At 72.4% G+C, this 25,461-nt stretch carries 23 protein-coding genes and 2 riboswitches; of the genes, 9 read left to right on the top strand and 14 right to left on the bottom strand.

All coding sequences use genetic code 11. The features are described from left to right. Positions 1-3: 3 nt before the first annotated feature. The 3 genes from ACIRRH_RS02325 to ACIRRH_RS02315 all read right to left on the bottom strand — a co-directional run bounded on the left by ACIRRH_RS02325 (position 4) and on the right by ACIRRH_RS02315 (position 2,229). Complete coding sequence (locus ACIRRH_RS02325) at positions 4-483, bottom strand: DUF5304 family protein (protein WP_403060485.1); 480 nt, start codon at positions 481-483, stop codon at positions 4-6. A gap of 112 nt (positions 484-595) precedes the next feature. Beyond that, positions 596-1,768: an ArsA-related P-loop ATPase gene (locus ACIRRH_RS02320; protein WP_403060482.1), complete on the bottom strand. Its 1,173-nt coding sequence runs from the start codon at positions 1,766-1,768 to the stop codon at positions 596-598. 26 nt (positions 1,769-1,794) lie between these two features. Continuing rightward, positions 1,795-2,229 (bottom strand): SRPBCC family protein, encoded by a 435-nt coding sequence (locus tag ACIRRH_RS02315; protein ID WP_403060479.1) that lies wholly within the window; start codon positions 2,227-2,229, stop codon positions 1,795-1,797. Between the two features lie 335 nt (positions 2,230-2,564). On the opposite strand from ACIRRH_RS02315, the gene ACIRRH_RS02310 reads away from it, so the two are divergent. Further along, positions 2,565-4,358 (top strand): AMP-dependent synthetase/ligase, encoded by a 1,794-nt coding sequence (locus tag ACIRRH_RS02310; protein ID WP_403060476.1) that lies wholly within the window; start codon positions 2,565-2,567, stop codon positions 4,356-4,358. Between the two features lie 61 nt (positions 4,359-4,419). On the opposite strand, the gene ACIRRH_RS02305 is transcribed toward ACIRRH_RS02310, so the two are convergent. Beyond that, positions 4,420-5,556, bottom strand: a complete 1,137-nt coding sequence (locus ACIRRH_RS02305) for a glycosyltransferase family 4 protein (protein WP_403060473.1) — start codon at positions 5,554-5,556, stop codon at positions 4,420-4,422. 213 nt (positions 5,557-5,769) lie between these two features. Between ACIRRH_RS02305 and ACIRRH_RS02300 the strand changes: the two genes are divergently transcribed. Beyond that, on the top strand, positions 5,770-7,140 hold the full coding sequence (locus ACIRRH_RS02300) for a glycosyltransferase 87 family protein (protein ID WP_403060470.1): 1,371 nt from the start codon (positions 5,770-5,772) through the stop codon (positions 7,138-7,140). A 23-nt stretch (positions 7,141-7,163) separates the two neighbouring features. Here the strand turns inward: ACIRRH_RS02300 and ACIRRH_RS02295 are convergent, their stop codons facing one another. The 6 genes from ACIRRH_RS02295 to ACIRRH_RS02270 all read right to left on the bottom strand — a co-directional run bounded on the left by ACIRRH_RS02295 (position 7,164) and on the right by ACIRRH_RS02270 (position 14,345). Further along, positions 7,164-8,303, bottom strand: coding sequence for a hypothetical protein (locus ACIRRH_RS02295; protein WP_403060467.1), 1,140 nt, complete (start codon positions 8,301-8,303; stop codon positions 7,164-7,166). An 83-nt stretch (positions 8,304-8,386) separates the two neighbouring features. Next, a complete protein-coding gene (locus ACIRRH_RS02290; RefSeq protein ID WP_403060464.1) occupies positions 8,387-9,433 on the bottom strand; it encodes an NlpC/P60 family protein in 1,047 nt (348 codons plus the stop codon). 228 nt (positions 9,434-9,661) lie between these two features. Further along, positions 9,662-10,786: an NlpC/P60 family protein gene (locus ACIRRH_RS02285; protein WP_403060461.1), complete on the bottom strand. Its 1,125-nt coding sequence runs from the start codon at positions 10,784-10,786 to the stop codon at positions 9,662-9,664. A gap of 10 nt (positions 10,787-10,796) precedes the next feature. After that, positions 10,797-10,950: riboswitch (cyclic di-AMP (ydaO/yuaA leader) on the bottom strand. Between the two features lie 337 nt (positions 10,951-11,287). Beyond that, positions 11,288-12,325: an NlpC/P60 family protein gene (locus ACIRRH_RS02280; protein ID WP_403060458.1), complete on the bottom strand. Its 1,038-nt coding sequence runs from the start codon at positions 12,323-12,325 to the stop codon at positions 11,288-11,290. Between the two features lie 198 nt (positions 12,326-12,523). Further along, on the bottom strand, positions 12,524-13,945 hold the full coding sequence (locus tag ACIRRH_RS02275) for an NYN domain-containing protein (protein ID WP_403060455.1): 1,422 nt from the start codon (positions 13,943-13,945) through the stop codon (positions 12,524-12,526). Positions 13,946-14,081: 136 nt separating this feature from the next. Then, positions 14,082-14,345, bottom strand: coding sequence for a hypothetical protein (locus ACIRRH_RS02270; protein ID WP_224278340.1), 264 nt, complete (start codon positions 14,343-14,345; stop codon positions 14,082-14,084). 201 nt (positions 14,346-14,546) lie between these two features. Here ACIRRH_RS02270 and ACIRRH_RS02265 point away from each other — a divergent pair, with 201 nt between their 5' ends. Together ACIRRH_RS02265 and ACIRRH_RS02260 are read left to right on the top strand one after the other, a co-directional pair. After that, complete coding sequence (locus ACIRRH_RS02265; RefSeq protein WP_403060452.1) at positions 14,547-15,374, top strand: rhomboid family intramembrane serine protease; 828 nt, start codon at positions 14,547-14,549, stop codon at positions 15,372-15,374. Then, positions 15,371-15,652, top strand: coding sequence for an Lrp/AsnC family transcriptional regulator (locus ACIRRH_RS02260; protein WP_224278336.1), 282 nt, complete (start codon positions 15,371-15,373; stop codon positions 15,650-15,652). Before ACIRRH_RS02265 ends, ACIRRH_RS02260 begins: the two co-directional genes overlap by 4 nt. Positions 15,653-15,655: 3 nt before the next feature. Here ACIRRH_RS02260 and ACIRRH_RS02255 read toward each other — a convergent pair whose 3' ends face one another. From ACIRRH_RS02255 to ACIRRH_RS02245, 3 genes are all read right to left on the bottom strand, one after another. After that, positions 15,656-17,038 carry an aminotransferase class V-fold PLP-dependent enzyme gene (locus ACIRRH_RS02255; protein ID WP_403060448.1) on the bottom strand — a complete coding sequence of 461 codons (1,383 nt, stop codon included), beginning with the start codon at positions 17,036-17,038 and terminating at the stop codon, positions 15,656-15,658. Positions 17,039-17,091: 53 nt separating this feature from the next. After that, a riboswitch (SAM riboswitch) is annotated at positions 17,092-17,210 on the bottom strand. A 111-nt stretch (positions 17,211-17,321) separates the two neighbouring features. Next, positions 17,322-18,398 (bottom strand): anthranilate phosphoribosyltransferase, encoded by a 1,077-nt coding sequence (gene trpD / locus ACIRRH_RS02250; RefSeq protein ID WP_403060445.1) that lies wholly within the window; start codon positions 18,396-18,398, stop codon positions 17,322-17,324. 118 nt (positions 18,399-18,516) lie between these two features. Beyond that, positions 18,517-18,942, bottom strand: coding sequence for a hypothetical protein (locus tag ACIRRH_RS02245; RefSeq protein WP_363381686.1), 426 nt, complete (start codon positions 18,940-18,942; stop codon positions 18,517-18,519). Positions 18,943-19,339: 397 nt separating this feature from the next. Between ACIRRH_RS02245 and ACIRRH_RS02240 the strand changes: the two genes are divergently transcribed. From ACIRRH_RS02240 to ACIRRH_RS02220, 5 genes are all read left to right on the top strand, one after another. Beyond that, on the top strand, positions 19,340-19,960 hold the full coding sequence (locus ACIRRH_RS02240) for a heme-copper oxidase subunit III (protein ID WP_049651835.1): 621 nt from the start codon (positions 19,340-19,342) through the stop codon (positions 19,958-19,960). Between the two features lie 187 nt (positions 19,961-20,147). Beyond that, positions 20,148-20,957 carry a c-type cytochrome gene (locus tag ACIRRH_RS02235; RefSeq protein ID WP_403060441.1) on the top strand — a complete coding sequence of 270 codons (810 nt, stop codon included), beginning with the start codon at positions 20,148-20,150 and terminating at the stop codon, positions 20,955-20,957. Between the two features lie 8 nt (positions 20,958-20,965). After that, a complete protein-coding gene (locus ACIRRH_RS02230) occupies positions 20,966-22,018 on the top strand; it encodes a ubiquinol-cytochrome c reductase iron-sulfur subunit (protein ID WP_224278327.1) in 1,053 nt (350 codons plus the stop codon). After that, complete coding sequence (locus ACIRRH_RS02225; protein WP_403060438.1) at positions 22,015-23,676, top strand: cytochrome bc complex cytochrome b subunit; 1,662 nt, start codon at positions 22,015-22,017, stop codon at positions 23,674-23,676. The genes ACIRRH_RS02230 and ACIRRH_RS02225 overlap by 4 nt, the downstream gene beginning before the upstream one ends. 119 nt (positions 23,677-23,795) lie before the next feature. Continuing rightward, positions 23,796-24,167, top strand: a complete 372-nt coding sequence (locus ACIRRH_RS02220) for a GntR family transcriptional regulator (protein WP_403060435.1) — start codon at positions 23,796-23,798, stop codon at positions 24,165-24,167. A 23-nt stretch (positions 24,168-24,190) separates the two neighbouring features. On the opposite strand, the gene ACIRRH_RS02215 is transcribed toward ACIRRH_RS02220, so the two are convergent. Beyond that, a complete protein-coding gene (locus ACIRRH_RS02215; protein ID WP_403060432.1) occupies positions 24,191-25,447 on the bottom strand; it encodes an Ig-like domain-containing protein in 1,257 nt (418 codons plus the stop codon). Positions 25,448-25,461 lie beyond the last annotated feature (14 nt).

Genomic DNA, 25,461 nt, shown 5'->3' with positions numbered 1-25,461 from the left:
GTTTCACTGCTTGGCGGACGGCCTGTCAGCCTCGTCAAGGTCGCAGTCGAGGTCGGAGTCGAGGTCGATCTTCTCGGTCGGCGCGCCCTGTCCGGCGGTCCAGCGGCGCTCCTGCCCGACCACGGCGGCGCGGTAGGCGGCCAGCAGCTCGGCACCCGCCGCGGCGAGCCCGGTACCGGCCGCCGCGAGGTGGGAGTAGACCTCCGGCTGCTGGGTGCGCAGCCGGTCGGCCAGCCCGGAGAGGGTGATCAGGGTGGTGGCGCTCGCCTCCTGGGCCTTCTCGCCGAGCGCACCGGCGAACCGGCGGACCTCGTCCACCAGCGGGCCCAGCTCCGGCCCGAACGGGTTCGACTGCCCGCCGCCCGGCGCAGTGCGGCCGCCGTCAGCCCCGGCACCGTCAGCCCCGGCGCGGCCGGACTCGGCACGATCTGCGGACTCGGCGCGGTCGCCGACGGGCTCGGTGCGGTCGTCGGTGCTGGTCATCGCGGGCGCCTCCTCAGCCGTGGCCGCACCCCGCGGCCCTCCGGCCCGACGCTACCCGACCGGCCGACCGGCCGGGCGGCCCGAAAAGGCGCCGAACCCCGCCGAACCCCCGTCAGCCCCGGGGCCAGAGCGCCGGGTCGGGCGCGAACCGCACCGAGAGCACCCCGTCGTGCAGCCCCGCCCCGGCCACCGTGCAGCGGCGCAGCGCGGACGGCAGGGTGAGCACCCGGCGGTGGGTGCCGAGCCCGACCACCAGTTCGTCGCCCCGGCGGACCAGGTCCAGCTCGGAGCGGTCGGCGCCGGGCAGGTCGAGGTGCCAGACCAGCAGGCCCTCCTCGGCGAGCCGGTCCTCGACCGGCCAGGGCTCGGGGGCGAGCCGCTCGGGCCCGTCCCCGTCCCCGTAGAGCCGGTCGGCGACGGCCTCCAGAGTGGCGTCGGCCAGGTCGGTGACCAGCACCGGGGCGTCGGTCTCGGCGGCGAGCCCGGTCAGCTCCTCCTGCCGGCGGCGGGCCAGGGCGGCCAGCCAGGGGTCGGGCGAGGAGACGGCGGCGTCGGGCAGCGCACCGTGCACCACCACGGCGTCCGGCCGGTGCCCGTGCAGCGCGAGCCCGGCCCGGATCCGGCGCAGCTCCTGGTACGGGTGGCCGCCCGCCGGGACGACCAGCCGGACGCTGGTGCCGGGGCCGGTGATCGCGGCGCGGGACTCGGCCAGCGCCGCGGCGGCCTTGGTGCGCCCCTCGTACAGCCAGTCGGCGGGCATCGGGACGCCGGCCAGCCCGGCCAGCAGCGGGCGCAGCGCCCGGGCGGCCTGCCGTTGCTCGGGGACGAGCCGGCCCAGGTAGCGGGCGAGCTGCTCGGGCAGGGCGAGGGTGGCGATCAGCTCGGCGGGCGGCGGGGCGAGCACGACCAGGATGTCCTGGTCGGCGGCGGGCAGGGCGCGCAGCAGGGCGAGCCGGGCGATGCCGGGGAGGGCGGTGAGTTCCTCGGGATCGAGCTGTTCGGCGCCGAGCAGGTCGAGGGCGGGCTTGAGCCGGCCGGTGAGCTCGCCGACGGCGTAGCGGAACGCGGCCTGCTCGTCGATCCGGGAGACGGTCAGGCCCGGTGCGTAGTGCAGCGGTTCGGGCTCCAGCCGGGTGCCGAGGGCGGAGTCCAGGGCGCGGTGGGGGTCGTCGCCGGCCAGCAGCCAGGTGCGGTGGCCGCGCCGGGCGGCGTGCAGGGCGGTGGCGGCGGCCACTGTGGGCGCGCCCGCGTCGCCGCTGACCAGGATGGTGCGTGTCGCCGTCATGCCGTCCGGCCCCCCGTTCGGTGCAGTCAGCCTTCGACGCGCTTCTTCAGACCGGCCAGGGCGCGGTCGATGATGACCTTCTCGGCCTTGCGCTTGATCATGCCGAGCATCGGGATCTTGACGTCCACGGCGAGCTGGTAGGTCACCTCGGTGCGGCCGCCGGCCAGCGGGGCGAGGGTGTAGGAGCCGTCCAGCGAGCGGAGCATCTGGCTGCGTACGAGGGTCCAGGAGACCTCACGGTCGCCGTCCCAGGTGTAGGCGAGGACGTGCTCGTCACGGATGGCGCCGGCGTCGAGCAGCAGCCGGACCTGGGCGGCGCGGCCGTCCTCGCCGGTCCCCAGGACCTCGATCTCCTTGACCTCCCCGGTCCAGGCCGGGTAGGCGGCGAAGTCGGCGATCACGGCCATGACCGTGGCCGGGGTCGCGTCGATGGTGATGCTCGACCTGGTGTGCTCCGCCATGGAATGGCCCTCCGCCTCGTCCCTCTGACTGCCGGTCCGGCCGGGGCGCGCTCGGCCCGGTCCGCCCGGAGCAGGCTATCGCGCCCGGCGAGCGGGTCGGCGGCGCGGGCCGCACCCGGCGGGCGGCCGCACTGCGGCGGGCGGCGGGCGACCGGGCATGTTACCGGCCGGTCGCCGTGCGCTGCCATAGGGTGCCATTCGAACGACCCGGTCACGGCCTGGTCGGACCCGGCCGGGTGTGACACTTCGAACACCGGAGCCAACCCCCCTGGTCGAAGCTGCCTACCGGGCAGTAACGTCCTGCCGTCCCGCAGCGTCGCGAACGAGGAGCAGTCTTGCTCGACTTCAGCCTTCCGGCCCTCTACCAGGTACCCAGCGGTGGCAACCTCGCCGACCCGGTACACCGGAACGCCGAGGAGCACCCGGACCTCGCCGTGCTCAGCCGGAAGGTGGACGGCCAGTGGCAGGAGTTGACCTCGGTCCAGTTCCTGGCCGAGGTGCACGCCACCGCGAAGGGCCTGATCGCCGCGGGCGTCGAACCGGGCGACCGGGTGGCCATCATGTCCCGTACCCGGTACGAGTGGACGCTGCTGGACTTCGCGATCTGGACGGCCGGTGCGATCACCGTGCCGGTGTACGAGACCTCCTCCGCCGAGCAGGTCGAGTGGATCCTCGGCGACTCGGGCGCGGTCGCGGTGATCACCGAGACCGACCAGCACGTCCAGGTGGTCGACGAGGTCCGCGACCGGCTGCCGGAGCTGAAGCACACCTGGCAGATCGAGGGCGGGGCGATCGCCGCGCTGGCCGAGGCCGGGCAGGACGTCCCGGACGCGACGGTCCAGGAGCGCCGCCGGATCGCCGGCCCCGGCGACGTCGCCACCATCGTCTACACCTCGGGCACCACCGGCCGCCCGAAGGGCTGCCAGCTGACCCACGGCAACTTCCTGGCCGAGTGCGGCAACGTCGTCGAGCGCCTGGCCCCGCTGTTCCGCCTCGGCGAGAGCTCCGTCCTGCTCTTCCTGCCGCTGGCCCACGTGTTCGCCCGGATCGTCGAGATCGCCCCGGCGATGGCCCCGATCAAGCTCGGCCACGTCTCCGACGTCCGGAACGTCACCGCCGAGCTGGCCGCCTTCAGGCCGACCCTGATCCTGGGCGTGCCCAGAGTCTTCGAGAAGGTGTACAACACCGCCCGCGCCAAGGCCCAGGCCGACGGCAAGGGCAAGATCTTCGACAAGGCCGCCGAGACCGCGATCGCCTACAGCCGGGCGCTGGACACCGGCGGCCCGGGCCTGGTGCTGCGGCTCAAGCACGCGGTCTTCGACAAGCTGGTCTACGGCAAGCTGCGCGCCGCCCTCGGCGGCCGGGCCACCCACGCCATCTCCGGCGGCGCCCCGCTCGGCGAGCGCCTGGGCCACTTCTACCGGGGCATCGGCTTCACCGTCCTGGAGGGCTACGGCCTGACGGAGACCTGCGCGGCCACCGCCTTCAACACGTGCGACAAGGCGAAGATCGGTACGGTCGGCCAGCCGGTGCCCGGCGCCTCCGTCCGGATCGCCGAGGACGGCGAGGTCTTCTTCAAGGGCCCGCACGTCTTCACCGGCTACTGGAACAACCCGCAGGCCACCGCGGACACCCTCAAGGACGGCTGGATCGCCACCGGCGACATCGGCTCGCTGGACTCCGAGGGCTACCTGACCATCACCGGCCGCAAGAAGGAGATCATCGTCACGGCCGGCGGCAAGAACGTCGCCCCGGCCGTGATCGAGGACCGGATCCGGGCGCACGCCCTGGTCGGCGAGGTCATGGTGGTCGGCGACCGCAAGCCCTTCGTCGCCTGCCTGATCACCGTCGACCCGGAGTTCTTCCCGAAGTGGAAGGAGCTCAACGGCAAGCCCGCCGACGCCACCGTCGCCGACCTCGCCGCCGACCCGGACCTGCTGGCCGCCCTCCAGTCCGCGGTGGACGACGGCAACGCGGCCGTCTCGCACGCCGAGGCGGTCAAGAAGTTCCGCCTGCTGGACACCGAGTTCTCCGAGGAGAGCGGCCACCTGACGCCCTCGCTCAAGCTCAAGCGCAACGTCGTGCTGAAGGACTTCGCGGCCGACGTCGAGGCCATCTACCAGAAGTAGCCGGACCCACGGGTGACGTGGACGGGCCCGCCTCCCCGGGAAGGAGGCGGGCCCGTCCACGTCACCCGGCCAGCAGCGAGGTCAGCCGCCCCGCCAGCAGGTCCCAGCGCCAGGAACGCTCCACCCACCGCCGCCCGGCCTCGCCCATCCGCCGCCGCAGCTCCTCGTCGTGCAGCAGCCGGACGATCCGCTCGGCCGCCGCCGAGGCCGAGCCGCCGGGCACCACGTACCCGGTCTCGCCCTCCAGCACCGCGTCCGGCGCCCCGCCGGAGTCCCCCGCGACCACCGGCAGGCCGGTCGCCGAGGCCTCCAGGTAGACGATGCCCAGACCCTCGACGTCCAGCCCCCCGCGCCGGGTGCGGCACGGCATCGCGAAGACGTCCCCGGCCCCGTAGTGGGCGGGCAGCTCCTCCCACGGCACCGAGCCGGTGAACCGCACCGAGGCCCGTACGCCCGTGGCGTCCGCGAGCTTCTCCAGGTCCGCCCGGTACGGGCCGCCGCCGACGATCAGCAGCACCGCGTCCGGCACGTCGGCGAGGATCTGCGGCATCGCCTCGATCAGGGTGTCCTGGCCCTTGCGCGGCACCAGCCGGGAGACGCAGACCACCACCGGCCGGTCCGCCAGCCCCAGCCGACGGCGCACCTCGGCGCCCCCGGAGTCCGGGTGGAAGGTCGCCTCGTCCACGCCCGGCGGCAGCTGGACCATCCGGGCCGCGGCCTGCGGCCCGACCGCGGCGGCGATCCGGGAGCGGGTGTACTCGCCCAGGTAGGTCAGCACGTCGGTGCCCGCACCGATCCGGCGCAGCAGCTGCCGGGAGACCGGCAGCTGGGCCCAGGCGGCCTCGTGCCCGTGGGTCATGCCGAGCAGCCGCCCGGCCCCGGCCCGGCGCAGCGTGGGCGCCATCAGCCCGAGCGGGGCGGCGGCGCCGAACCAGACCGAGTCGCACCGCTCCGCGCGCAGGATCTCGGCGGCCCGCCGGGTGACCCGGGGTGTGGGAACCATCACCTTCGTCCGGTCCCGGATCACCGGGAACGGCTGCTCGGCGTCGAAGCGGGCCACCTCGCTGCCGTCCCGCCAGGTCGAGGCGTACACCACGACGCTGCCAGCGGGCTGACGGACGGCCATGTTGTGCACGAAGGCCTGGATGCCACCGGGGCGGGGCGGGAAGTCGTTGGTGACGATCAAGGTTCTGTGCATCAGGCCACGGCTCGCTCGGTCGGGGTGTGCGCGGTGTACCGCTGGGTGATCCGTACGATAGGTCAACACCATGACCCGCCGGGAACGGAACCGCGCACGGCAACCGTTTGACCCCCGGGTCAGTCCTAGTACCTAGGCCGCGGATGCGGCGGCCCGGGCGTCCGTCGATACGACGCCTCCGGTGGGGACGTCCGAGACGAACGAGGGAGCGCAGTGGAATTGGCCCCGGCCACCGAGCCCGGTTCTTCGCGCGGCCGCCTCGGCCGCCCGCTCGGGGCGCTCGCCGCGCTCGGAGCCACCTGGGTGGCCACCCGCGCCCTGCTGGTGCTGCTGGCGACGGGCGTGCTGAAGGCGCCCGGCGGCGATGTCACGGCGGACGTCTGGATGATCTACCACGCCTGGTACGGCGTGCTCCAGACCGGCACCTTCCCGTTCGACGACGTGACCTGGCAGTACCCGCCGGGCGCCGCCCTGGTGATCCTGCTGCCGGGCCTGCTGCCCTGGTCGTACCTGGTCTCGTTCTGGGTGATCTGCGGGATCGCCGACGCCGCCGCGGCCGCGCTGCTGGTGCGCACCGGCCTGCGCCGGGGCCGGGCGCTGACCGGCGCCTGGCTGTGGGTGGTGGGCGTCCCGCTGCTCGGCCCGATGATCTACAACCGCTTCGACGTCATCGTCACCGCGGTCGCCCTGGCCGGCCTGCTGGCGCTGATCCGTCGCCCGGCGGTCGGCGGGCTGCTGCTGGGCCTGGGCGGCATCGTCAAGATCTGGCCGCTGCTCGGCCTGATCGGCACCCCCTCCGGCCGCCGTACCCGCCGTTCCTGGACGCTGGCCGGGTCCACCGCCGTCTCGATCGGCTTCCTGCTGGCGGCCGGGATGAACGGCGCCTTCGACTTCCTGGCCTTCCAGAAGGACCGCGGCATCGAGGTCGAGTCGCTCGGCGCGCTGCCGCTGCACTTCGCCCGGATCGCCGGGGCCTGGGACGGCAAGGTCACCATGAACTACGGCTCCCCCGAGATGCTCGGGCCGTGGGTGAGCGTGATCAGCAAGGTGATGATGGCCGGCACCCTGCTGGGCTTCGGCTGGCTGCTGCTGTGGCGCTTCACCTCCAAGCGCCGCAGCGCGGCCACCATGTACGACGCGGCGCTGTGCGCGCTGCTGATCTTCGTGGTGACCAGCCGGGTGATCAGCCCGCAGTACCTGGTCTGGCTGATCGGCGTCGCGGCGGTCTGCCTGACCGTGCGCAACAGCAGCCAGCGGCCGGTGGCGGTGCTGATCCTGCTCGCCTGCCCGCTGACCCTGGTCGAGTTCCCGACCATGTTCACCCAGGTCCTGGCCAGCGACCCGGCGGCGGTCACCGTGCTGGCCGTGCGCAACCTGCTGCTGCTGGCCGCGGCTCTGCTCTCCTGCGTCCGGCTCTGGCGTTCCACCCGCGGTGAGGCGCCGCTGCCGCCGACCGTGGTGCTGGACCACGAGCCCGCCGCCCTGCCGGCCGTCGGCTACCCGGTGCGGCCGGGCATCGCCTACGAGCAGGACCTGCTGGACGGCATCGACCACCCGGGCGCCCCGGCCGAACAGCGCCGCTGATCGGACCGCCGATCGGACACGCCTCAAAGCGCCGTCACCTGCTCCAGCCAGAGCCGGGTGAACTCCTCCAGGCCGACGCCCAGCTCACGGCGCATCAGCCGGTCGGTCCGGCGCTCCCGGTCCTCGCCCTGCCCGTCGGCCGCGCCGATCGCCCGGTAGAAGGCGACCAGTCGCTGCGGGCCGTGGACGCGGGCGATCAGCTCGCAGGCCAGCCAGGACTGCTCGTAGGCCTGGGCGATGCCGGCGGCCCCGGCGGCGAAGTCCCGGTCGGCGGGCAGGGCGGTCGGCGCCTTCCCCGCGGCGACGTCCCGGGCCAGCTCGGGGGCGATCTGCCGGGGGATGCGGCCCGAGTCGCGGTAGGCGGTCCAGTCGGCGACGCCCTCGGAGAGCCACAGCGGGGTCCAGGCCCGGGTGTCGGCCCTGGTGGCGACGTGGGTGGCCTCGTGGGTGATCACCACCTGGCGGCCGAAGTCACTGAGCCGCCCGTACGCCTCCGGGTTGACCAGCACCCGGTCCGCGGGGGTGTGCCAGGGCGCGCCGGGGGCGGCCACGGTGACCGCCGCCATGCCCGTCCAGCCGTCCGGGTCGCCCTCCAGCAGCCGGGCGAACTGCTCTTCGGTGGCGGGCCGCTCCAGCAGCAGCTGCCCCGGCCAGGCACCGCCCCAGACCTCGGTGACGGCGGGCACCGCCCGGTCCCCCACCGCGACCAGCTCGGCCGGGTCGGGGCCGGCGGCCGGCCCGAGCACCAGGCAGTATGCGCCCGACGCCGACCGGAGCGGCCCGAAGTCCCACGGCGCGGGCGGCCCGCCCGCGCTCTCCTCGCGCTCGACCCGCCAGCCGTCCCCGGCCCGGACCAGCTCGATCCGGCGCGGGTACACCACCGGGTACTCGTCGTACCCGGCGATCCGCACCGCCAGGTCGGCGGCGGCGGTCAGCCGCTCCGGCCCGCCGGAGGCGGCGAGCACCAGGTTGCGGTACCCCGCCTCGGCCACCGGCAGCCCGGCCCACGGCGGCGCCGAGCGCGCCCGCTCCGCGAGCGCGGCGGCCACCTCGCCGTGCCGGTCCGCCGACCGCGCCGGGAGTGCCGCCGGGGCGGTCGGCGGCAGCGACAGCTGGGCCAGCCCGCCGGCCGCGAGCAGCAGCGCACCCCGCCGGGACAGCACGCGGCGGGGGCGAGGGCGGGGGCGGGCTATCTCGGCGGGGCCGGCGGGGTCGGTCGCGCCGGCGGGGCCGGACGGCAGGGCGCTCAGAGCCGGACCACCCCGGAGACCGGCATGGCGGTGACGCTCTCGTAGCGGACCTTGGTGCCCGGGCGGGGTGCGTGCACGATCACGCCACCACCGGCGTACATGCCGACGTGGTGCATGTCCCGGTAGAAGATCACCAGGTCTCCCGGTCGCGCTTCGGACAGGCTGATCCGCTGCCCGGCGTACGCCTGGGCCTGCGAGGTGCGCGGCAGGGTCACTCCGGCCTGCCGCCAGCTGTAGTACATCAGACCGGAGCAGTCGAACGCGTGCGGCCCGGTGGCCCCGTAGACGTACGGGGAGCCGATCATCCGCACCGCGGCCGCCAGCGCGGCGGCCCCGCGCTCGGAGGCGGGCGGGGCGGTGCCGAGGTCCAGCCGGTCGGTGCCCCGGGTGGCGCGCTGCTCGGCGTCCCGGGCGTCCTGGGCCGTCATCCGGGCCCGCTCGGTGGCGTCCAGGCCGTTCAACAGCTTCTGCGCCTTGGCCAGCCGCTGCTGGACCTGCTGTTTGCTGTCGGCGAGCGAGCGGCGGGTCCGGTCGAGCTCGGCGAGCTTGCCGGCCGCCTCGGCGCGGCGCTGGTCGAGCCGGCGCTGCCGGGTGACCAGCTCGTGCAGGGTCTCCTGCTGGCGCACGGCGGCCTGGCCCAGGGTGCGGGCGCGGGCCAGGTAGCCCTCCGGGTCGGGCGAGAGGATCAGCTGGGCGGTCTGGGTCATCCCGCCGCCGCGGTACTCGGCCCCGGCCACCGTCGCCAGATCGCCGCGCAGCTCGTTGAGCTGGTTCTGGGCGACGGCGATCTCGCCCTGGAGGATCGTGGTCTCGCCCTGGAGCCGCCGCTGGGCCTCCTGCGCCGCGTTGGCCTTCTCGGACGCCTGCTCGGCCTCGTCGTACAGCTGTTCCACCTGTGCCGTGACGTCCTGACGGTCGGACGGGTCCGGGCTGCCGGGGGCGGCCTGGGCGCTGCCTCCGGCGGCCACGCCCAGCGCGGTGGCGGCGGCCGCGGTCAGCACCAGCGCCCGGGTGAGCAGTTGGGAACGGCGGTGCACGGGCATGGCGGCAGCGGCTCCAATCCTGCGGTGCGACCCCCGCCGCCGCACCACGACGGGCGGCCGTCGAGCGGGAGTCCGGTGGCAGACGTTAGCGAGTTCGGGCAAGCGAGTCCAAACCCCTCCCAACCCGAATATTCGACCTCTAATCGGACATCAGATCGACCCTGCCGGAAAAGCCGCAGGCCCGGCCTTCCCTGGGGAAGACCGGGCCTGGAAGCGTCCGTGCGGGGATCAGACCCGCACGATGGAGGCCAGCGGCATGTTGGTGACCGCCTCGTAGCGCACCGACGCACCCGGCTTGGGCGCGTGCAGCACCTGGCCGTTGCCCGCGTAGATGCCGACGTGGTGGGCGTCGCTGTAGAAGATCAGCAGGTCGCCGGGCTGGGCCTGGGAGATGTCCGAACCGATCCGGGTGCCGGCCGAGGCCTGCGCCTGCGAGGTGCGCGGCAGCGACACGCCGGCCTGGTTGAACGCCCAGACCATCAGGCCGGAGCAGTCGAAGGAGCCCGGGCCGGTGGCACCCCAGACGTACGGGCTGCCGACCTTGGACGCGGCGGCCGAGAGCGCGGCGGCACCGCGCGAGCTGCCGGCGGCCACCTTCACCGGAGCGGTGGTCGTGCCGCTCGCGAGGTCGCCGCGGCTGTTGTCGCGCGAGGCGCGGTCGGCGGCGGCCTTGGCGGCGTCGAGCTTCGCGGACTCCGCCTTCTGCTGGGCCTCGACGGCGGCCTTCTCCTCGGCCTGCTGGAGCGCCCGGCGCTCCTGGTCGGTCAGCGTGTTGAGCAGGTCCTGGGCCGCCTTCAGCTTGCCCTGGACCTCCTCCTTGGAGGCCTTCAGCTGCTGGGTGGTCGACTCCAGCTCGGCGAGCTTGCCCTGGGCCTCGTTGCGGTCCTGGTCGAGCTTGCGCTGCTGCTCCTGGAGCTCCTTCAGCTGACCCTTCTGGGTGCTGCCGGCCTGGTTCAGCGTGCCGGCCTGGCTGAGGAAGTTGTCCGGGCTGGAGGAGAACATCAGCTGGACGGTCGGGGATATGCCCCCGTTGCGGTACTGCTCGCCGGCGATCTCGGCCAGGCCGCCCTGGAGCTCGGTGACCTGGGCCTGCTGACGGGCCACCTGGTCCTGCAGGCCGGAGACCTGCTTCTCCAGCTCCTGCTGCTTGGCCTGGGCGGCGTTGTAGTTCTCGGTCGCGACCTCGGCCTGCTCGTTGAGCTGGTCGACCTGCTCCTTGACCTGTTCCTTGGTCGGCTGCGGGTCGGCGTGGGCGCCGGACTGCGCGGAGAGGGCGACGGCGGCGGCGGCGACACCGGTCAGGATCGAGACGCGGGCGCGACCGGCGGGCTTGGGACGACGATGGGACGCCACGAAGGCGGACTCCTTCTTCCTACGTCCGCCTACCGGGTGAGCTGACGGGTTCGGGCCGGAAGCATGCCCTACGACGCCTCACGGCCGTTCCACCGGCCGACCTGGCGCCGATTCACCCCGGAGGAACGTGGTTCCCCGGCTCCGCTCCACAGCGCCCCCAACCACTGGGCTCCCCTGTCGGGCAGTCGCTTCGACCTGCCCCGCTGCCTCGCGAACTCGGCGGTAACCACCGCCGCCACCCTGGCTGGGCGATCGACAGTGCGGTGGTTCGGGGCACGACCCTAGTAACTGAACCGTGATCCGTTCAAATCCTTGTCAGAAAAAAGACGGAAGATTACCCAAGTTCCTTTGTGAAAATGACCGATGGTGACCAGTGGCACACGCAAGGCTGATCGGTTCTCAGCATGCGGCCGCGAAGGGGCCGGAAACCCGAACGCCACCCCCGCACGGAGGTGGCGCTTTTCACAGGCCCGGGAGGAGCCCCTCGGGAGTGTCGGGCCGTCAGACCCGGCGGATGGTGTTGATCGACATCGCGTCGGCCTTCATCACCTTCACCACGTCACCGGTGTGCGGCGCGTGGACCACCATGCCGTTGCCGATGTACATCCCGACGTGGTGCATGTCGTTGCCGTAGATCACCAGGTCGCCCGGCTGGGCCTGGTCCAGCGAGGGCACCCGGGTGCCGTAGTGGCCCTGCTCCTGCGAGGTGCGTGGCAGCGAGACGCCGGCCTGCCCGTACGCCCAGACCATCAGGCCCGAGCAGTCGAAGGTGGTCGACCCGGTGGCGCCCCACACGTACGGCGAACCCTGCTTGCTCATCGCCTTGGCCATCGCCACGGCCGCGTAGCCGCTGGCCGGCGGCAGACTGCTGAGGTCGACCCGGTCGCTGCCGCGCGAGGCGCGGTCGTCCTGCGCCTGCTGGGCCCGCAGCGCGGCGCGGTCGGCGGCGCTCAGCGAGTTCAGCAGGTCCTGGGCGGCCTTCAGCTTGGTGTTGACGTCCGCCTTGGCCTGGTTCAGGTCCTTGGTGGTGGTGTCCAGCGAGGCGAGCACGGCGGCCGCCTCGGTCTTCTCCTGGTCCAGCCGGCGCTGCTGGTCCAGCAGCCCCTTGAGCGCCTCGGCCTGGCTGGTGCTGGCCTGCTGGACGGTGGAGGCCTTCTCCAGGTAGCCGGACGGGTCGGAGGAGAGCATCAGCTGGACGGACGGGTCGATGCCGCCGGTGCGGTACTGCTCGCCCGCCACCTCGGCGAGGCCGCCCTGGAGCTGGGTCATCTGCTCCTGGCTGCGGGCCACCTGGTCCTGCAGCTGGTCGGCCTGCTTGCGCAGCTGGTCGGCCCGCTCCTTGGCTCCGTTGTACTTCTCCGCCGCCTGCTCCTGCTCCTCCTGGAGCTGGTCGATCTGCGCCTTGACGTCCGATTTGTTCGGCTGCGGCGCAGCGTGCGCGGCCACCTGGGCGGAGAGGGCGACCGCAGTCGCAGCAGCAGCGGTGAGCACGGAGATCCGCGCGCGGCTCGGCTGCTTGGGACGGCGGTGGGAGGCCAAGGGACCGGCTCCTTCTTTCATCGGACTCACCCGATGGGATGAGGTTCCAGAAAATAGGTTTGACGCCAGACCCTAGTGAAGATCTATCCGTTTTGCCACTCCCCCGAAGGCGTGAACTCCGCTTTCCACACCGACTTCACGGAAGCCGCGCACCGCCTCGGAACCGCTCCTGACCAGGCATCATGCGGCCCGGTGGGATCAGGGCCGGGCCAGCCGGTTCAGCAGCAGCACCGACGCCACGGGGCGCGCGCCCGCCTTCCGCACGCCCTCCGCGACCTCCCGGTCGGTGGACACCACCACCACCGGGCGGCCCTGCGGCTCGGCCCGCACCAGGCGGCGGATCAGCTCGTCGGCCGTCTCCCCGGTCCGGCTGAACCGCACCCGGACCCCGCGCGGCGGCGCCATGATCACCGGGACGTCCAGGTCCTGCCCGTCGAACACACAGGTGACCTCCGCCTGGGTGCGCTGGGCCAGCATCGCCAGCCCGCCCAGCAGCCGTATACGCTGCTGCTCCAGCGGCAGCGTCGGATAACCGGTCTTGGTCACGTTGTAGCCGTCCACCACCAGGTGCACCTGAGGAATCGCCAGCAGCTGGTCCAACAGCGCCGGATCGTCCTCGGCCAGCCCGCGCCGGGCCACGTCGTGCGGGGAGGCCGCCCCCGGCACCACCGCCTCCACCAGGTCCGCCGGGCGGATCTGGGAGACCGGCAGCGCCAGCTCCCGCTGGAGTCCCTGGGCCGACTGCAGCACGGCGTCCAGCAGCAGCCGCAGCCGCATGTCCTCGACGCTGCGCCCCTCGCGGGCCGACCGGCGGCCCTGCTCGACCGCGTTCTCCAGTTCGGAGACCCGGTGCCTGAGCCTGCGCGCCTCGGTCTCGGCCGCGCCGCGCTCGGCCGCGGCCTGCGCCTTCACGGCCTCCAGCTCGCCGGCCACCCGGCGGGTCTCGGCCTGCGCCCGGCGGGTGTCGCTCTCCAGCGACCGCACCTTCTTGCGCAGCGACTCCGCCTCCTTGCGGACGCCGTCGGACTCGGCCCGCTGCCGGTCCAGGTCCGCCCGCGCGGAGGCCCGCACCTCGGCCAGCTCGGCCTGCAGCTTCTCCACCAGCCGGGCCGCCTCCGCGGCCGCGTCCTCGGCTCCGGCCCGCTCGGCCTCCTCGCCGACCTCGGCCACCAGCCGGCTCCAGCCCGGCGAACGCACCAGGTAGGCGGCGGCCGCGACGTCCATCGGATCGGCCGCGCCCGGGACGGTGCCCGACTCCAGCGCCTTCACCAGATCCGGCTGCCCCAGGCGCAGCCGCTCAGCTATCCGTACCCGGAAGGCAGGCTCCGCCTCCAGTGCCGCCGCCAGCGCGGTGGCCGCGTACTTGGCCCGTCGCGCCGGGGTGAACTTGACGTACTGGCGCAGGCCCTGCGGGAGCTCGGTCGACGGCAGCCCGCCGAGCGCGTCCGAGGCCAGCCCGACCACGCGCCGGCGCACGCCCTCGGGCAGCGGCCGGTCGAGCTTCTCGGCGCCGGGCTCCGCCGCGGGCTCGCAGGAGTCGTTCGCCGCCTCGGCCGAGGCCTCGGCCGCAGCAGGCTGAAGCCCCTGGGCTTCGCCGGGCTCCTTCGCTGCGTCCACCACGTCCTCGGCTCCGATCCTGGTCCAGCGGGCACGGCCGCTGCCGCCCCTGTCGTCACGCTCCGTGCGTCCTGTTTCTGTATTGTCCCGTGCGGCACGGGCGGGTGCGCCGCGCACCCACCCGTCGCACCGGCGGGGATCAGCCCTGCTCGGCGGGGTCCTGCGGCCCCTCGGCACCCGGCCGGGCCACCAGCTCGACCTGGTCCACCGCGTTGCACCAGCGGCAGCGCACCGACTCGACGGTCTCGCTCAGCACCTCGGTCTCCTCGACCTTGGACTCGCCGGCCAGGTCGAAGTGGAGGAACTCGGTCACCCGCGCGGTACGGGTCACGTCGAAGCGGGTGAGGTTGCCGCACAGGGTGCAGCGCCAGCGCGTCTCGGCAGTCAGGGCGGGGACGGTCATCGGGGGTCCTCTCGGGTGGTCCCTGTGTGGGCTAGGCGCTCCCCCCGGAGCCCCGGCATCGGCGGCGGGAGGCGGGAATGCCCGCCCCAAGCCTATTGCCTGGGGCAACCATCGCGACCACCGGTTGCCCGAACAACCGAGCTAGTCCACCTGCCGTAAACCGCCGTGTCACCTGCGGCGCCCGGAGGGATGCTTGGCCACATGGCGCTCGCGGCCCCCGACCACACCGCCGCCCCGGGCGGCCGCCCGGCGGCGACCGTCCCGGTGGTCAGCTACGCGCTGATCGCGGTCAACATCCTGGTCTTCCTGCTCGGCCCGGCCGCCGGGCTCAACCCGCTGTACGGCACCGGCCAGACCCGGCTCTGCGCGGAGCAGCGGTACGAGCAGCGCTGGGGCGCCATCCCGGCCGAGGTGCTGGCCGGCCGGGCGCTGACCGCCGGACAGCTCGCCGAGGCCCCCGACCCGGCCCCCGGCTGCCCGACCGCCCCGACCCCGGGCAAGCACCCGGCCCTGTCCGTCCTCACCGGGCTCTTCCTGCACGCCGGCTGGCTGCACCTTCTGGGGAACCTGCTCTTCCTCCAGGTCTTCGGCCCCACCGTCGAACGGCGGCTGGGCCGGGCCCGGTACGCCGTCTTCTACCTGGCCGCCGGCAGCCTGACCACGTACGGCTTCGCGCTCGCCGAGGCGCACTCGCCGAACTCCACCCGGGTGCTCATCGGCGCCTCCGGGGCGATCTCCGCCGCCCTCGGCGCCTACCTGCGCCTCCACCCCCGGGCCCGGGTGACCACCCTCGTCCCGCTGCTGCTCTTCCTGCCGCTGCGCTTCCCCTCCTGGCTGGTGCTCGGCCTCTGGTTCGCCCTGCAGTGGTGGTCGATGCACTCGGCCGGCCCGGGGGTGGCGTACCTGGTCCACGTGATCGGCTTCTCGGCCGGGTTCCTCTACGTCTGCACCGTGGTCCGCCACCCCCCGCGACGACCGGGCCGACGCCCGATACGCTGGCGGCACCCCACAAAGGAGCCCGAACTGTGATCACCGCCATCGTCCTGATCAAGACCAGTGTCGACCGCATCCCGGAGATCGCCGAGTCCATCGCCGCCATCGAGGGCGTGAGCGAGGTCTACTCGGTGACCGGGGGTTACAACCTGGTGGCGATGGTGCGGGTGCGCCGGCACGACGACCTGGCCGAGGTCATCCCGGGCCGGCTCAACAAGGTCCCGGGTGTGGCCCACACCGAGACCCAGATCGCCTTCCGCACCTACTCCCAGCACGACCTGGAAGCCGCCTTCGCCCTCGGCCTGGACGAGTAGCGATCAGCCCTCGCGCCGGCCCCGGTCGATCTGCGCGGTCGCGACGCAGCGCCCGCCCTCGTTGCGGTAGCTCCAGGCCGCGCCGTCCGTGACCAGCTCCCGGACGGCGGTCAGGAAGCGGTCCACGTGCTCGTCCGGCGTCCCGGCGCCGAAGCTCACCCGGATCGCGTTCAGGCTGCGCTCGCCCGGCAGCGAGGGATCGGGAGCGCCACACGCCGATTCGACGGCCGGGGCCTCGTCCCCGAGCAGCGTGCGCACCAGCGGGTGGGCGCAGAACAGGCCGTCGCGCACCCCGATGCCGTACTCGGCGGACAGCGCGGCCGAGAAGTGCGAGCTGTTCCAGCCCCGGACGACGAAGGACAGCACACCCACCCGCGTGGAATCCGCGCCGAACAGGTTCAGCACCTTGACCTGAGGGATCTCGGCCAGCCCGGCCGTCAGGCGGGCGATCAGCTGCTGCTCGCGGGCCTCCAGCGCGTCGAAGCCGGCCTCGGTCAGCGCCCGGCAGGCCGAGGCGATCGCGTAGGCGCCGATGACGTTCGGCGAGCCGGCCTCGTGCCGGGCCGGGCCGGTGTGCCACTGCACGGCCACCGAGCCGTCGGTCTCCCGGGCCACCGTGCGGGTCGCCCCGCCGCCGGCGAGGTACGGCTCGGCCGCGTCCAGCCAGTCCGCCCGGCCGGCCAGCACCCCGGCGCCGAACGGCGCGTAGATCTTGTGGCCGGAGAAGGCGATCCAGTCGACGTCCAGCTCGCGCACCGAGACCCGGTGGTGCGGCGCCAGCTGGGCGGCGTCCAGCACCACCCGGGCGCCGTGGCGGTGGGCGGTCCCGGTGAGCCCGGCGACCGGCCACAGCTCGCCGGTCACGTTGGAGGCGCCGGTGACGCAGAGCAGTTTGGGGCCCTCGGGCGCCTCGGCGAGCGCGGCCTCCAGCGCGGCCACCGCCTCGGCCCGCGAGCGCGGCGCCCGCAGGTAGGTCACGTCCAGTCCGGCGTGCGCCCAGGGCAGCAGCGAGGCGTGGTGCTCGGTCTCGAAGGCGAACACCCGGGTGCCAGCCGGAACGGCGGCGGCCAGCAGGTTGAGCGAGTCGGTGGTGGCCCGGGTGAAGACCACCTGATCGCCCTCGCGCAGGTCGAGGAACTCGCCGACGGTGCGGCGGCTCTGCTCGAACAGGTCGGTGGACAGCTGCGAGAGGTACCCGGCGCCGCGGTGGACGCTGCCGTAGTACGGCGCGTAGGCGGCGACGTCGTCCCACACCCGCTGGAGCGCCGGCGAGCTGGCCGCGTAGTCGAGCGCCGCGTAGCCGACCCTCTCACCGCTGGCGAGCGGGACCTCGACGTCGGCGCCGAGGACGGCGAGCGGGGCGCAGATTTCGGTGGAGAGGGACATGAGGATGCACTCCTTCAGGGGTGTAGGGACCCCCGGGAGTGCCAGTCGTCGGGCGTCCGCGCTTGCCGCACGGACGGTTTGCCGTGGCGACCCGGTCCTCACCCAGGGCACCCCGCCACGGACGGAGGGTTGCCGGACAGCCAGCTGGGGCTTGACGCTGTCGCTCATGACCTGGCGAAGACTCTAGGCCGCGTCCAGCGGGTGGTCAAACGGGCGTCCGGCATCCGGACAGCACGCGAAGAGCCCGCGCCGGCGTACCGGCACGGGCTCCCCAACGGCCGTCTCAGATCCGGCTGGTGGCCTCCGACCAGCGCCGCAGCAGGTCCTGTGCGGCGCCGGAGTCGATCGCCTTCGCGGCCCGCTCCATGCCGGCCGCCAGCTGCTCGGTCAGCGGTGCGTCACCCAGGTCCAGTGCGACCAGCGCCGCCGCCGTGTTCAGCAGGACGGCGTCCCGCACCGGCCCGTGCTCCCCCGCCAGCAGCCGCCGCGCGACCTCGGCGTTGTACGAGGCGTCCGCCCCGCGCAGCGCCTCGATGCCGACCAGCTCGATGCCGACGTCCCGCGGGTCGAAGGTGGTCTCGGTGACCGCTCCGTCGCGCACCAGCCAGACCTGCGAGGTGGTGGTGATGGTCAGCTCGTCCAGCCCGTCGTCACCGCGGAAGACCAGCGCCGTCGCACCCCGCCGGGCCAGCACCCCGGCGATCAGCCCGGACAGCCGGGTGTCGAAGCAGCCGATGGCGTGCGCGGTGACCTTGGCCGGGTTGGTCAGCGGGCCGAGGATGTTGAAGGCGGTCGGCACCCCGAGGTCGCGCCGCGCGGTGGCCGCGTGCCGCATCGAGGGGTGGAACTTCGCCGCGAAGCAGAAGGTGAGCCCGACTTCCTCGGCCACCTCGGCGACCCGCCGGGAGGAGAGGTCCAGCGCCACCCCGAGCTTCTCCAGCACGTCCGACGAACCGCTGGCGGAGGAGGCCGACCGGTTGCCGTGCTTGACCACCTTGGCGCCGGCGGCCGCCGCGACGATCGCCGACATGGTGGAGATGTTGACGGTCTTCGCCCGGTCCCCGCCGGTGCCGACGATGTCCACCGCCGGGCCGGGGATCTCCAGCGGCTCGGCGTGCGCGTACATCGCGTCGACCAGACCGGCGATCTCCTCGACCGACTCGCCCTTGGCCCGCAGCGCGATCATGAACCCGGCCACCTGCACCGGGGACGCCTCGCCGCTCATGATCCGGTCCATCGCCCACTCGGTGGACGAGCGGTCGAGGTCGTCCCCCTGCAACAGTGCCGCCAGGAGGTCCGGCCAGGTGCGGACCACCTGCGCGGGGTCGCTACCGCCGTTCGCAGGGTTCACGTTCACCATGGCTGACTCCAGCTGTTGTCGGTTCCCCACTCCAGGGGGACGTCCGTACGGATGGAGCCAGCCTATCGAGCGAAGGGGCCGCTTCTACCCCTGTATTTCCTAACTGCCGGAGCGGATTTCAGCGGACTGCCGGAGTCCGCTTCGCCAGCCGCGTCCGCAGCAGGGTGGCGACCGCCTCGGCCAGCGCCACCGGGTCCACCGGGTGGGAGATGGCGGCGTCGGCCCGGCTCCAGGCGGCGAGCCAGGAGTCCTGCGGCCGCCCGATCAGCACCAGCACCGGCGGGCAGCCGTAGATCTCGTCCTTGAGCTGGCGCCCGAGGCCCAGCCCACCCGCCGGAACGGCCTCGCCGTCCAGCACGCAGAGGTCCACTCCCCCCTTCTCCAGCGCCTTGAGCACCGCGGGGGTGGTCGCGCACTCCAGGTAGGACAGTTCCGGAAGATCCTCGGCGGGCCGGCGGCCGAGCGCCGTCAGCACCTGCTCACGGGTGTTGCGGTCGTCGCTGTAGACGAGGACGGTGAGCGTCTCATCGGTCGTGTACGCCATGGGCCCTGCTCCCTCAAGTGTGATCCGGACCACGTTCGCCTGATCCGGATGCTACTCCGGATCACCCTCCGCCGAGTCCCCCTCGCACACGTTCCTCCCCGAGCCGCCGTGTCCCGGGCTCACCCACCCGGAGGACGGCCCGTCACCCGACCCCGCCCGGTCCACCCGTACGGCCGACCCGAGGCGTCTCCCCCTTATCTCCCGCGGCTACTCCGACCGTGCAGCGACGCGCCGGGCAAGGGGGTCGTAGGCTCCTCCGAGGAACCATCAGAAAAGGGACGCGCCGCTGCTCAGCCCCCGTCCGGACACCCCGTCGACCCCCAAGCGGGCATACCGCACGCACCGGACACTCCGAGGGACACCCCCCGACGTGAAGACGGAATAAGGGACCGACATAATGTCCGTCGTGGCGACAGCAACAGCAGTAGAAACCGGGCACGCGCACGGATCGGTCAACCGGCCGAACATGGTCAGCGTCGGAACGATCGTCTGGCTCAGTTCCGAGTTGATGTTCTTCGCGGCCCTCTTCGCGATGTACTTCACGCTCCGCTCCGTCAAGGGGCCGGAGTTCTGGACCGAGAAGGCCCACGCCCTCAACGTGCCCTTCTCCTCGGTCAACACCACGATCCTGGTGCTCTCCTCGCTCACCTGCCAGCTCGGCGTGTTCGCTGCCGAGCGCGGTGACGTGAAGAAGCTCCGGGCGTGGTTCATCCTCACGTTCGCCATGGGCGCGGTCTTCATCGGCGGCCAGGTCTTCGAGTACACCGAGCTGGTCAAGAAGGACGGCCTCTCGCTGTCCTCCGACCCGTACGGCACGGTGTTCTACCTGACCACCGGCTTCCACGGGCTGCACGTGACGGGTGGTCTGATCGCCTTCCTGCTGGTCCTGGGACGGACGTACGCAGCCAAGCGCTTCACGCACGAGCAGGCCACCGCCGCGATCGTCGTGTCGTACTACTGGCACTTCGTCGACGTCGTGTGGATCGGCCTGTTCGCGACCATCTACCTGATCAAGTAACCAGCTGATCAGGTCGCTGGCCACCGGCAGCGGCCCCCGCCCTCACCGGCGACGGGCCGCTTCTGCCGGTGCCGACGCTCCCACCGACCGACCGCGCGCGCAGCCCTAGACGGGCAGCCTCGTGCCGGCCAGACCGGCCGCCGGGTGCACCCACCAGTCGACCAGATCCTGACACCGGGGTTATTCCGTGAAAAAGCTCTCCGCACGACGGCGCCACCCATTGGCGGCGCTGGTCGTCCTACTTCTCGCCCTGGCGGCAACCGGGGGGCTGTACGCCGCGTTCGCGCCCGCCGACAAGGCGCAGGCCGACGTCGCCGCGCAGTCGCTCGCGATCGATGAGGGCAAGAAGCTCTTCGCCGTGGGCTGCTCCTCCTGCCACGGCCTGAACGGCCAGGGCAGCAGTGACGGTCCGAGCCTGGTCGGCGTCGGCTCCGCTGCTGTCGACTTCCAGGTCGGCACCGGCCGCATGCCGGCCCAGCAGCCCGGCGCCCAGGTCCCGCGCAAGAAGAACATCTACTCGCAGGCCGAGATCGACCAGCTCGCCGCCTACGTCGCCTCCCTCGGTCCCGGCCCGGTGACCCCGAAGGAGGAGCAGTTCACCTCGACCAACCCCGAGGACATCTCCAAGGGTGGCGAGCTGTTCCGCACCAACTGCGCCCAGTGCCACAACTTCGCCGGCCAGGGTGGTGCCCTGACCAAGGGCAAGTCCGCCCCGTCGCTCGAGGGCGTGGACGCCAAGCACATCTACGAGGCCATGCAGACCGGCCCGCAGAACATGCCGTCGTTCCCGGACACCACCATGCCCGAGGAGCAGAAGAAGCAGATCGTGGCCTTCGTCCGCCACACCACCAACGATGAGCCCAACCCCGGCGGTCTCACCCTGGGCAGTCTCGGTCCGGTGACCGAGGGTCTGTTCGGCTGGATCTTCGGCCTCGGCACGCTCATCGCGGTCGCGATCTGGGTCGCCGCCCACACCACCAAGGCCAAGAAGTCATGAGCCACGACATGTCAGAAGAGAAGCTCCCGGAGCCGCACGGCTCCGCCGGCGAGGTGGCCGACCATGGCAGCCCGTTCGCCGACCCGGGCCTGCCGGCCCACGAGCCCCGTCGCACCGACATCGACGAGCGGGCCGCCCAGCGCGCCGAGCGCCAGGTCTCGCTGATGTTCGTGATCTCGATGCTCGCCACCATCGGCTTCATCGCCTCGTACGTGGCCATCGACCCGGACCAGATCGTCTACGTCTTCCCGCTCGGTCACATCAGCGCGCTGAACTTCGCGCTCGGTCTGACCCTGGGCGTCGCGCTGTTCATGATCGGCGCGGGCGCGGTCCACTGGGCTCGCACCCTGATGTCGGACGTCGAGATGCCGTCCGAGCGTCACCCGATCGAGGCCTCCGACGAGGTCCGTGCCGACGTCATCGAGCAGTTCAGGACCGGTGCCGCCGAGTCCGGCTTCGGCCGCCGCAAGATGATCCGCAACACCCTGATCGGCTCCATGGCGCTGGTCCCGCTCTCCGGCGTGGTCCTGCTCCGTGACCTTGGCCCGCTTCCCGAGAAGAAGCTCAAGGAGACCGGTTGGAAGGAGGCGACCGAGGCCAAGCCGCTGCAGCTCATCAACATGAACACCATGCAGCCGATGAAGCCCGAGGACATCATCGTCGGCTCGCTCACGTTCGCCATGCCGGAGGGCCTGTCCACGCACAGCGAGGACTTCCAGCAGCGGATCGCCAAGGACGCCCTGATGCTGGTCCGCATCGCGCCCGAGGACATCAAGGACGAGAAGTCCAAGGAGCTGGGCTTCGAGGGCATCCTCGCCTACTCCAAGATCTGCACCCACGTCGGCTGCCCGATCAGCCTGTACGAGCAGCAGACCCACCACGCGCTCTGCCCCTGCCACCAGTCGACCTTCGACCTGGCGGACGGCGCTCGCGTCATCTTCGGCCCGGCCGGCCACCCGCTGCCGCAGCTGAAGATCATCACTGACGAGAAGGGCAACCTGGTCGCCACCGGCGACTTCGCTGAGCCCGTCGGCCCGAGCTACTGGGAGCGTGCTCGATGAGTAGCGCGAGCAGCACCACCACCGGTGCCGCCAAGCCCTCCAGCACGCGCGCCAAGCCCGCCAACAAGTGGGAGGCCGCGGCTGACTGGACTGACGGCCGGCTGGGGATCTACTCCCTCGCCAAGGCCAACCTGCGGAAGATCTTCCCGGACCACTGGTCCTTCATGCTGGGCGAGATCTGCCTCTACACGTTCATCATCATCATCCTGACCGGTGTCTACCTGACGCTGTTCTTCAAGCCCTCGATGGCCGAGGTCGTCTACGACGGCTCGTACGTGCCGCTCAAGGGCATCCCGATGTCGGAGGCCTACGCCTCCACCGTCGACATCAGCTTCGAGGTTCGCGGCGGTCTGCTGATCCGTCAGATCCACCACTGGGCCGCCCTGGTCTTCGTGGCCGCGATGCTCGTGCACATGATGCGCGTGTTCTTCACCGGCGCGTTCCGCAAGCCGCGTGAGATCAACTGGGTCTTCGGCTTCCTGCTGCTGGTCCTGGGCATGTTCGACGGCTTCTTCGGCTACTCGCTGCCGGACGACCTGCTCTCGGGCACCGGTATCCGCTTCATGGAAGGCGCGATCCTCGCCGTCCCGCTGATCGGCACCTACGTCCAGATGTTCCTGTTCGGGGGCGAGTTCCCCGGCCACGACATCGTGCCGCGGTTCTTCACCATCCACGTGCTGCTGATCCCGGGCATCATGCTCGGCCTGCTGGTGGCGCACCTGATCCTGGTCTTCTACCACAAGCACACCCAGTGGGCGGGCCCGGGCAAGACCGAGAAGAACGTCGTCGGCATGCCGCTGATGCCGGTCTACATGGCCAAGGCCGGTGGCTTCTTCTTCCTGGTGTTCGGCCTCATCGCCGTCATCTCGGCGATCGCCACGATCAACCCGATCTGGGCGTACGGCCCGTACCGTCCGGACCAGGTCTCCACGGACGCCCAGCCCGACTGGTACATGGGCTTCTCCGAGGGTCTGATCCGTGTCATGCCGGGCTGGGAGATCAGTGTCTGGGGCGGCCACACCCTCAACCTGGGTGTCATGGTCCCGCTGGCGATCTTCCCGCTGGTCCTGGTCTCGATCGCGGCCTACCCGTTCATCGAGGGCTGGATCACCGGCGACAAGCGCGAGCACCACATCCTGGACCGCCCGCGCAACGCTCCGGTCCGCACCGCCCTGGGCGCCGCCTGGATCAGCCTCTACCTGATCCTGCTGATGGCCGGTGGCAACGACCTGTTCGCCACCCACCTGCACCTGTCGATCAACTCGGTCACCTACTTCGTCCGCGTCGGCTTCTTCGTCGTCCCGGTCGTCGTCTTCATCATCACCAAGCGCTGGTGCCTCGGCCTCCAGCGCCGTGACAAGGAGAAGGTGCTGCACGGCCGCGAGACGGGTGTCATCAAGCGCCTGCCGCACGGCGAGTTCGTCGAGGTGCACGCCCAGCTCCCGCAGAAGGACCTGTACAAGCTCACCGCGCACGACCAGAACCAGCCGGTCGAGCTGCCGGCCCAGACGGACGAGAACGGCGTGGCCCGCAAGGCCGGCGTCCTCACCCGCACCCGGGCCAAGCTCTCCCGCGGCTTCTACGGCGAGGGCAGCCAGATCCCCAAGCCGACCGCCGAGGAGCACCACGAGATCACCAGCGGCCACGGCCACCACTGATCCCGTAGGCACCACCGCGTCACCCCGAGGGCCGCTGACCAGAGTTCTTCTGGTCGGCGGCCCTCGGCCCTTTTCCGAACCTGCCGGCCCCGTACCCGCCCGCGCCACCAGGAGCCCCCGTGCAGCTCTCCGTCGATCCCGCCTCGGCCACTCCCCCGTACGAGCAGATCCGCGCCCAGATCGCCGAGCGGGCCCGCTCCGGCGAACTGCCGACCGGACTGCGGCTGCCCACCGTCCGGGCCCTGGCCGAGGAGCTGGGGCTGGCCGCCGGCACCGTCGCCCGGGCCTACCGCGAGCTGGAGGCGGACGGCGTGGTGGAGACCCACGGCCGGCGCGGCACGCTGATCGCCGCCACCGGGGACGCGGCCCACCGGCTGGCGGCCGAGGCCGCCGCCGAGTACGCCGCCCGGGCGAGCCGCCTGGGCGTCTCCCACGCGGACGCCCTGGCCGCCGTGGACACCGCGCTGCGGCTGGCCTACCCGGAGGGTTAGGGCTTGTCGCCTGGGAAGGAGCTTCAGAGCTCGGGGCGGATCATCCCCGAGGCGGGGGCCTGGGCGGCCGGTGCGGTGGTGCTGACGGGCTCTCCGGAGGCGCTGTGCTTGACCCAGTCCGTCCAGTCGACGTTCCAGTCCCCGAAGCCGTTGCCGAAGGGCTCCATCCGGGCGCCGCGGCTGTTCACCACCGTCACCAGGTCCCCCACCCGGGTGTGCTCGTAGAACCACCTGGCGTTCTCGTTGTTCATGCCGGTGCAGCCGTGGCTGACGTTCTCCACGCCCTGCGAGCTGACCGACCAGGGCGCCGCGTGGACGTACTCGCCGCTCCAGGTCACCCGGGTGGCCCACTTCACGTCCAGGTCGTACGAATCCGTGCTGCCGGCCGCTATCCCGATCGTCTCACCGTTCATCCGGACCGAGCGCTCCTGGCCGAGCACCACCTTGACGCCGTTGCGGGTGTCGAAGCCGGGCTTGCCGGTGGTGACCGGGATGGTCCGCAGCACCTCTCCGTCGCGCTTCAGGGTGAGCTCGTGGGCGGCCGCGTCGATCACCGTCTCCACCCGCTCGCCTATCCGCAGCTTCAGCGAGCTGCGGTCACCGCCGTAGAGCCCGTCGGCGATCCGGCTGCCGGTGCCGTCGAAGGACAGCGAGACGGTCGTGCCGACCGGCCAGTAGTCCTGCGGGCGGAAGTGCAGGTTCTTGTCGTCCACCCAGTACCAGGCGCCGACGACGGAGGGCTGGGAGCCGACGGTCAGGGCGCGCTCGACCTCCAGGCGGGCCTGCGGGCTCTTCACGGCCTCGGAGAGCTGCACGGTGAGCGGCTGGCCCACGCCGTAGACGCCGCTGCCGGAGGAGTCCGGGCCGAGCTTGGCGTTGAGCAGGTGCTCGGCGGCGATGGTGCTGAAGCTCGCGGTGGTGTCGCCGCGGCCGCCCTTGCCGTCGTCGGCGGAGATCCGCACCGTGTACGCGGTGGCGGCCTTCAGCCGGCCGGTGGTCTGCCAGCTGCGCTGGTCCTCGGCGAGCTTCCCGGCGATCACCCGGCCGTCCGGGCCGGCCACGGTGACGTCGGTGAGCCGGCTGCCCTTGACGGCGGTCACGGTGACCGGCTGGGAGGGATCGGCCTTGCCGTCCGCCGAGAGGTGGATCAGGGGGGCCGCGTCGATCCGGTGCGGTCCGGTGGGTTCGTCGTCCTCTGACATGCAGGCAGCCAGTGGGACCAGTACTGCGAGGGCCAGCGAGATGCCGCCGAGAGCTGCGATTCCGTGCCTGTCGGCCATGACCGCCTCCGAGG

This window comes from Kitasatospora sp. NPDC101235 (assembly GCF_044767505.1).
GTDB lineage: Bacteria > Actinomycetota > Actinomycetes > Streptomycetales > Streptomycetaceae > Kitasatospora.
The sequence above is the reverse complement of the archived record's forward strand: the minus strand, read 5'-3'. Positions and strand labels throughout refer to the sequence as shown.

Coding starts and splice junctions, on each gene's coding strand:
- ACIRRH_RS02215 (WP_403060432.1), bottom strand. CDS start 25,447: ATGGCCGACAGGCACGGAATCGCAGCTCTCGGCGGCATCTCGCTGGCC.
- ACIRRH_RS02245 (WP_363381686.1), bottom strand. CDS start 18,942: ATGGCGTACACGACCGATGAGACGCTCACCGTCCTCGTCTACAGCGAC.
- ACIRRH_RS02240 (WP_049651835.1), top strand. CDS start 19,340: ATGTCCGTCGTGGCGACAGCAACAGCAGTAGAAACCGGGCACGCGCAC.
- trpD (WP_403060445.1), bottom strand. CDS start 18,398: ATGGTGAACGTGAACCCTGCGAACGGCGGTAGCGACCCCGCGCAGGTG.
- ACIRRH_RS02315 (WP_403060479.1), bottom strand. CDS start 2,229: ATGGCGGAGCACACCAGGTCGAGCATCACCATCGACGCGACCCCGGCC.
- ACIRRH_RS02265 (WP_403060452.1), top strand. CDS start 14,547: ATGGCGCTCGCGGCCCCCGACCACACCGCCGCCCCGGGCGGCCGCCCG.
- ACIRRH_RS02270 (WP_224278340.1), bottom strand. CDS start 14,345: ATGACCGTCCCCGCCCTGACTGCCGAGACGCGCTGGCGCTGCACCCTG.
- ACIRRH_RS02225 (WP_403060438.1), top strand. CDS start 22,015: ATGAGTAGCGCGAGCAGCACCACCACCGGTGCCGCCAAGCCCTCCAGC.
- ACIRRH_RS02325 (WP_403060485.1), bottom strand. CDS start 483: ATGACCAGCACCGACGACCGCACCGAGCCCGTCGGCGACCGCGCCGAG.
- ACIRRH_RS02255 (WP_403060448.1), bottom strand. CDS start 17,038: ATGTCCCTCTCCACCGAAATCTGCGCCCCGCTCGCCGTCCTCGGCGCC.
- ACIRRH_RS02320 (WP_403060482.1), bottom strand. CDS start 1,768: ATGACGGCGACACGCACCATCCTGGTCAGCGGCGACGCGGGCGCGCCC.
- ACIRRH_RS02230 (WP_224278327.1), top strand. CDS start 20,966: ATGTCAGAAGAGAAGCTCCCGGAGCCGCACGGCTCCGCCGGCGAGGTG.
- ACIRRH_RS02290 (WP_403060464.1), bottom strand. CDS start 9,433: ATGCCCGTGCACCGCCGTTCCCAACTGCTCACCCGGGCGCTGGTGCTG.
- ACIRRH_RS02305 (WP_403060473.1), bottom strand. CDS start 5,556: ATGCACAGAACCTTGATCGTCACCAACGACTTCCCGCCCCGCCCCGGT.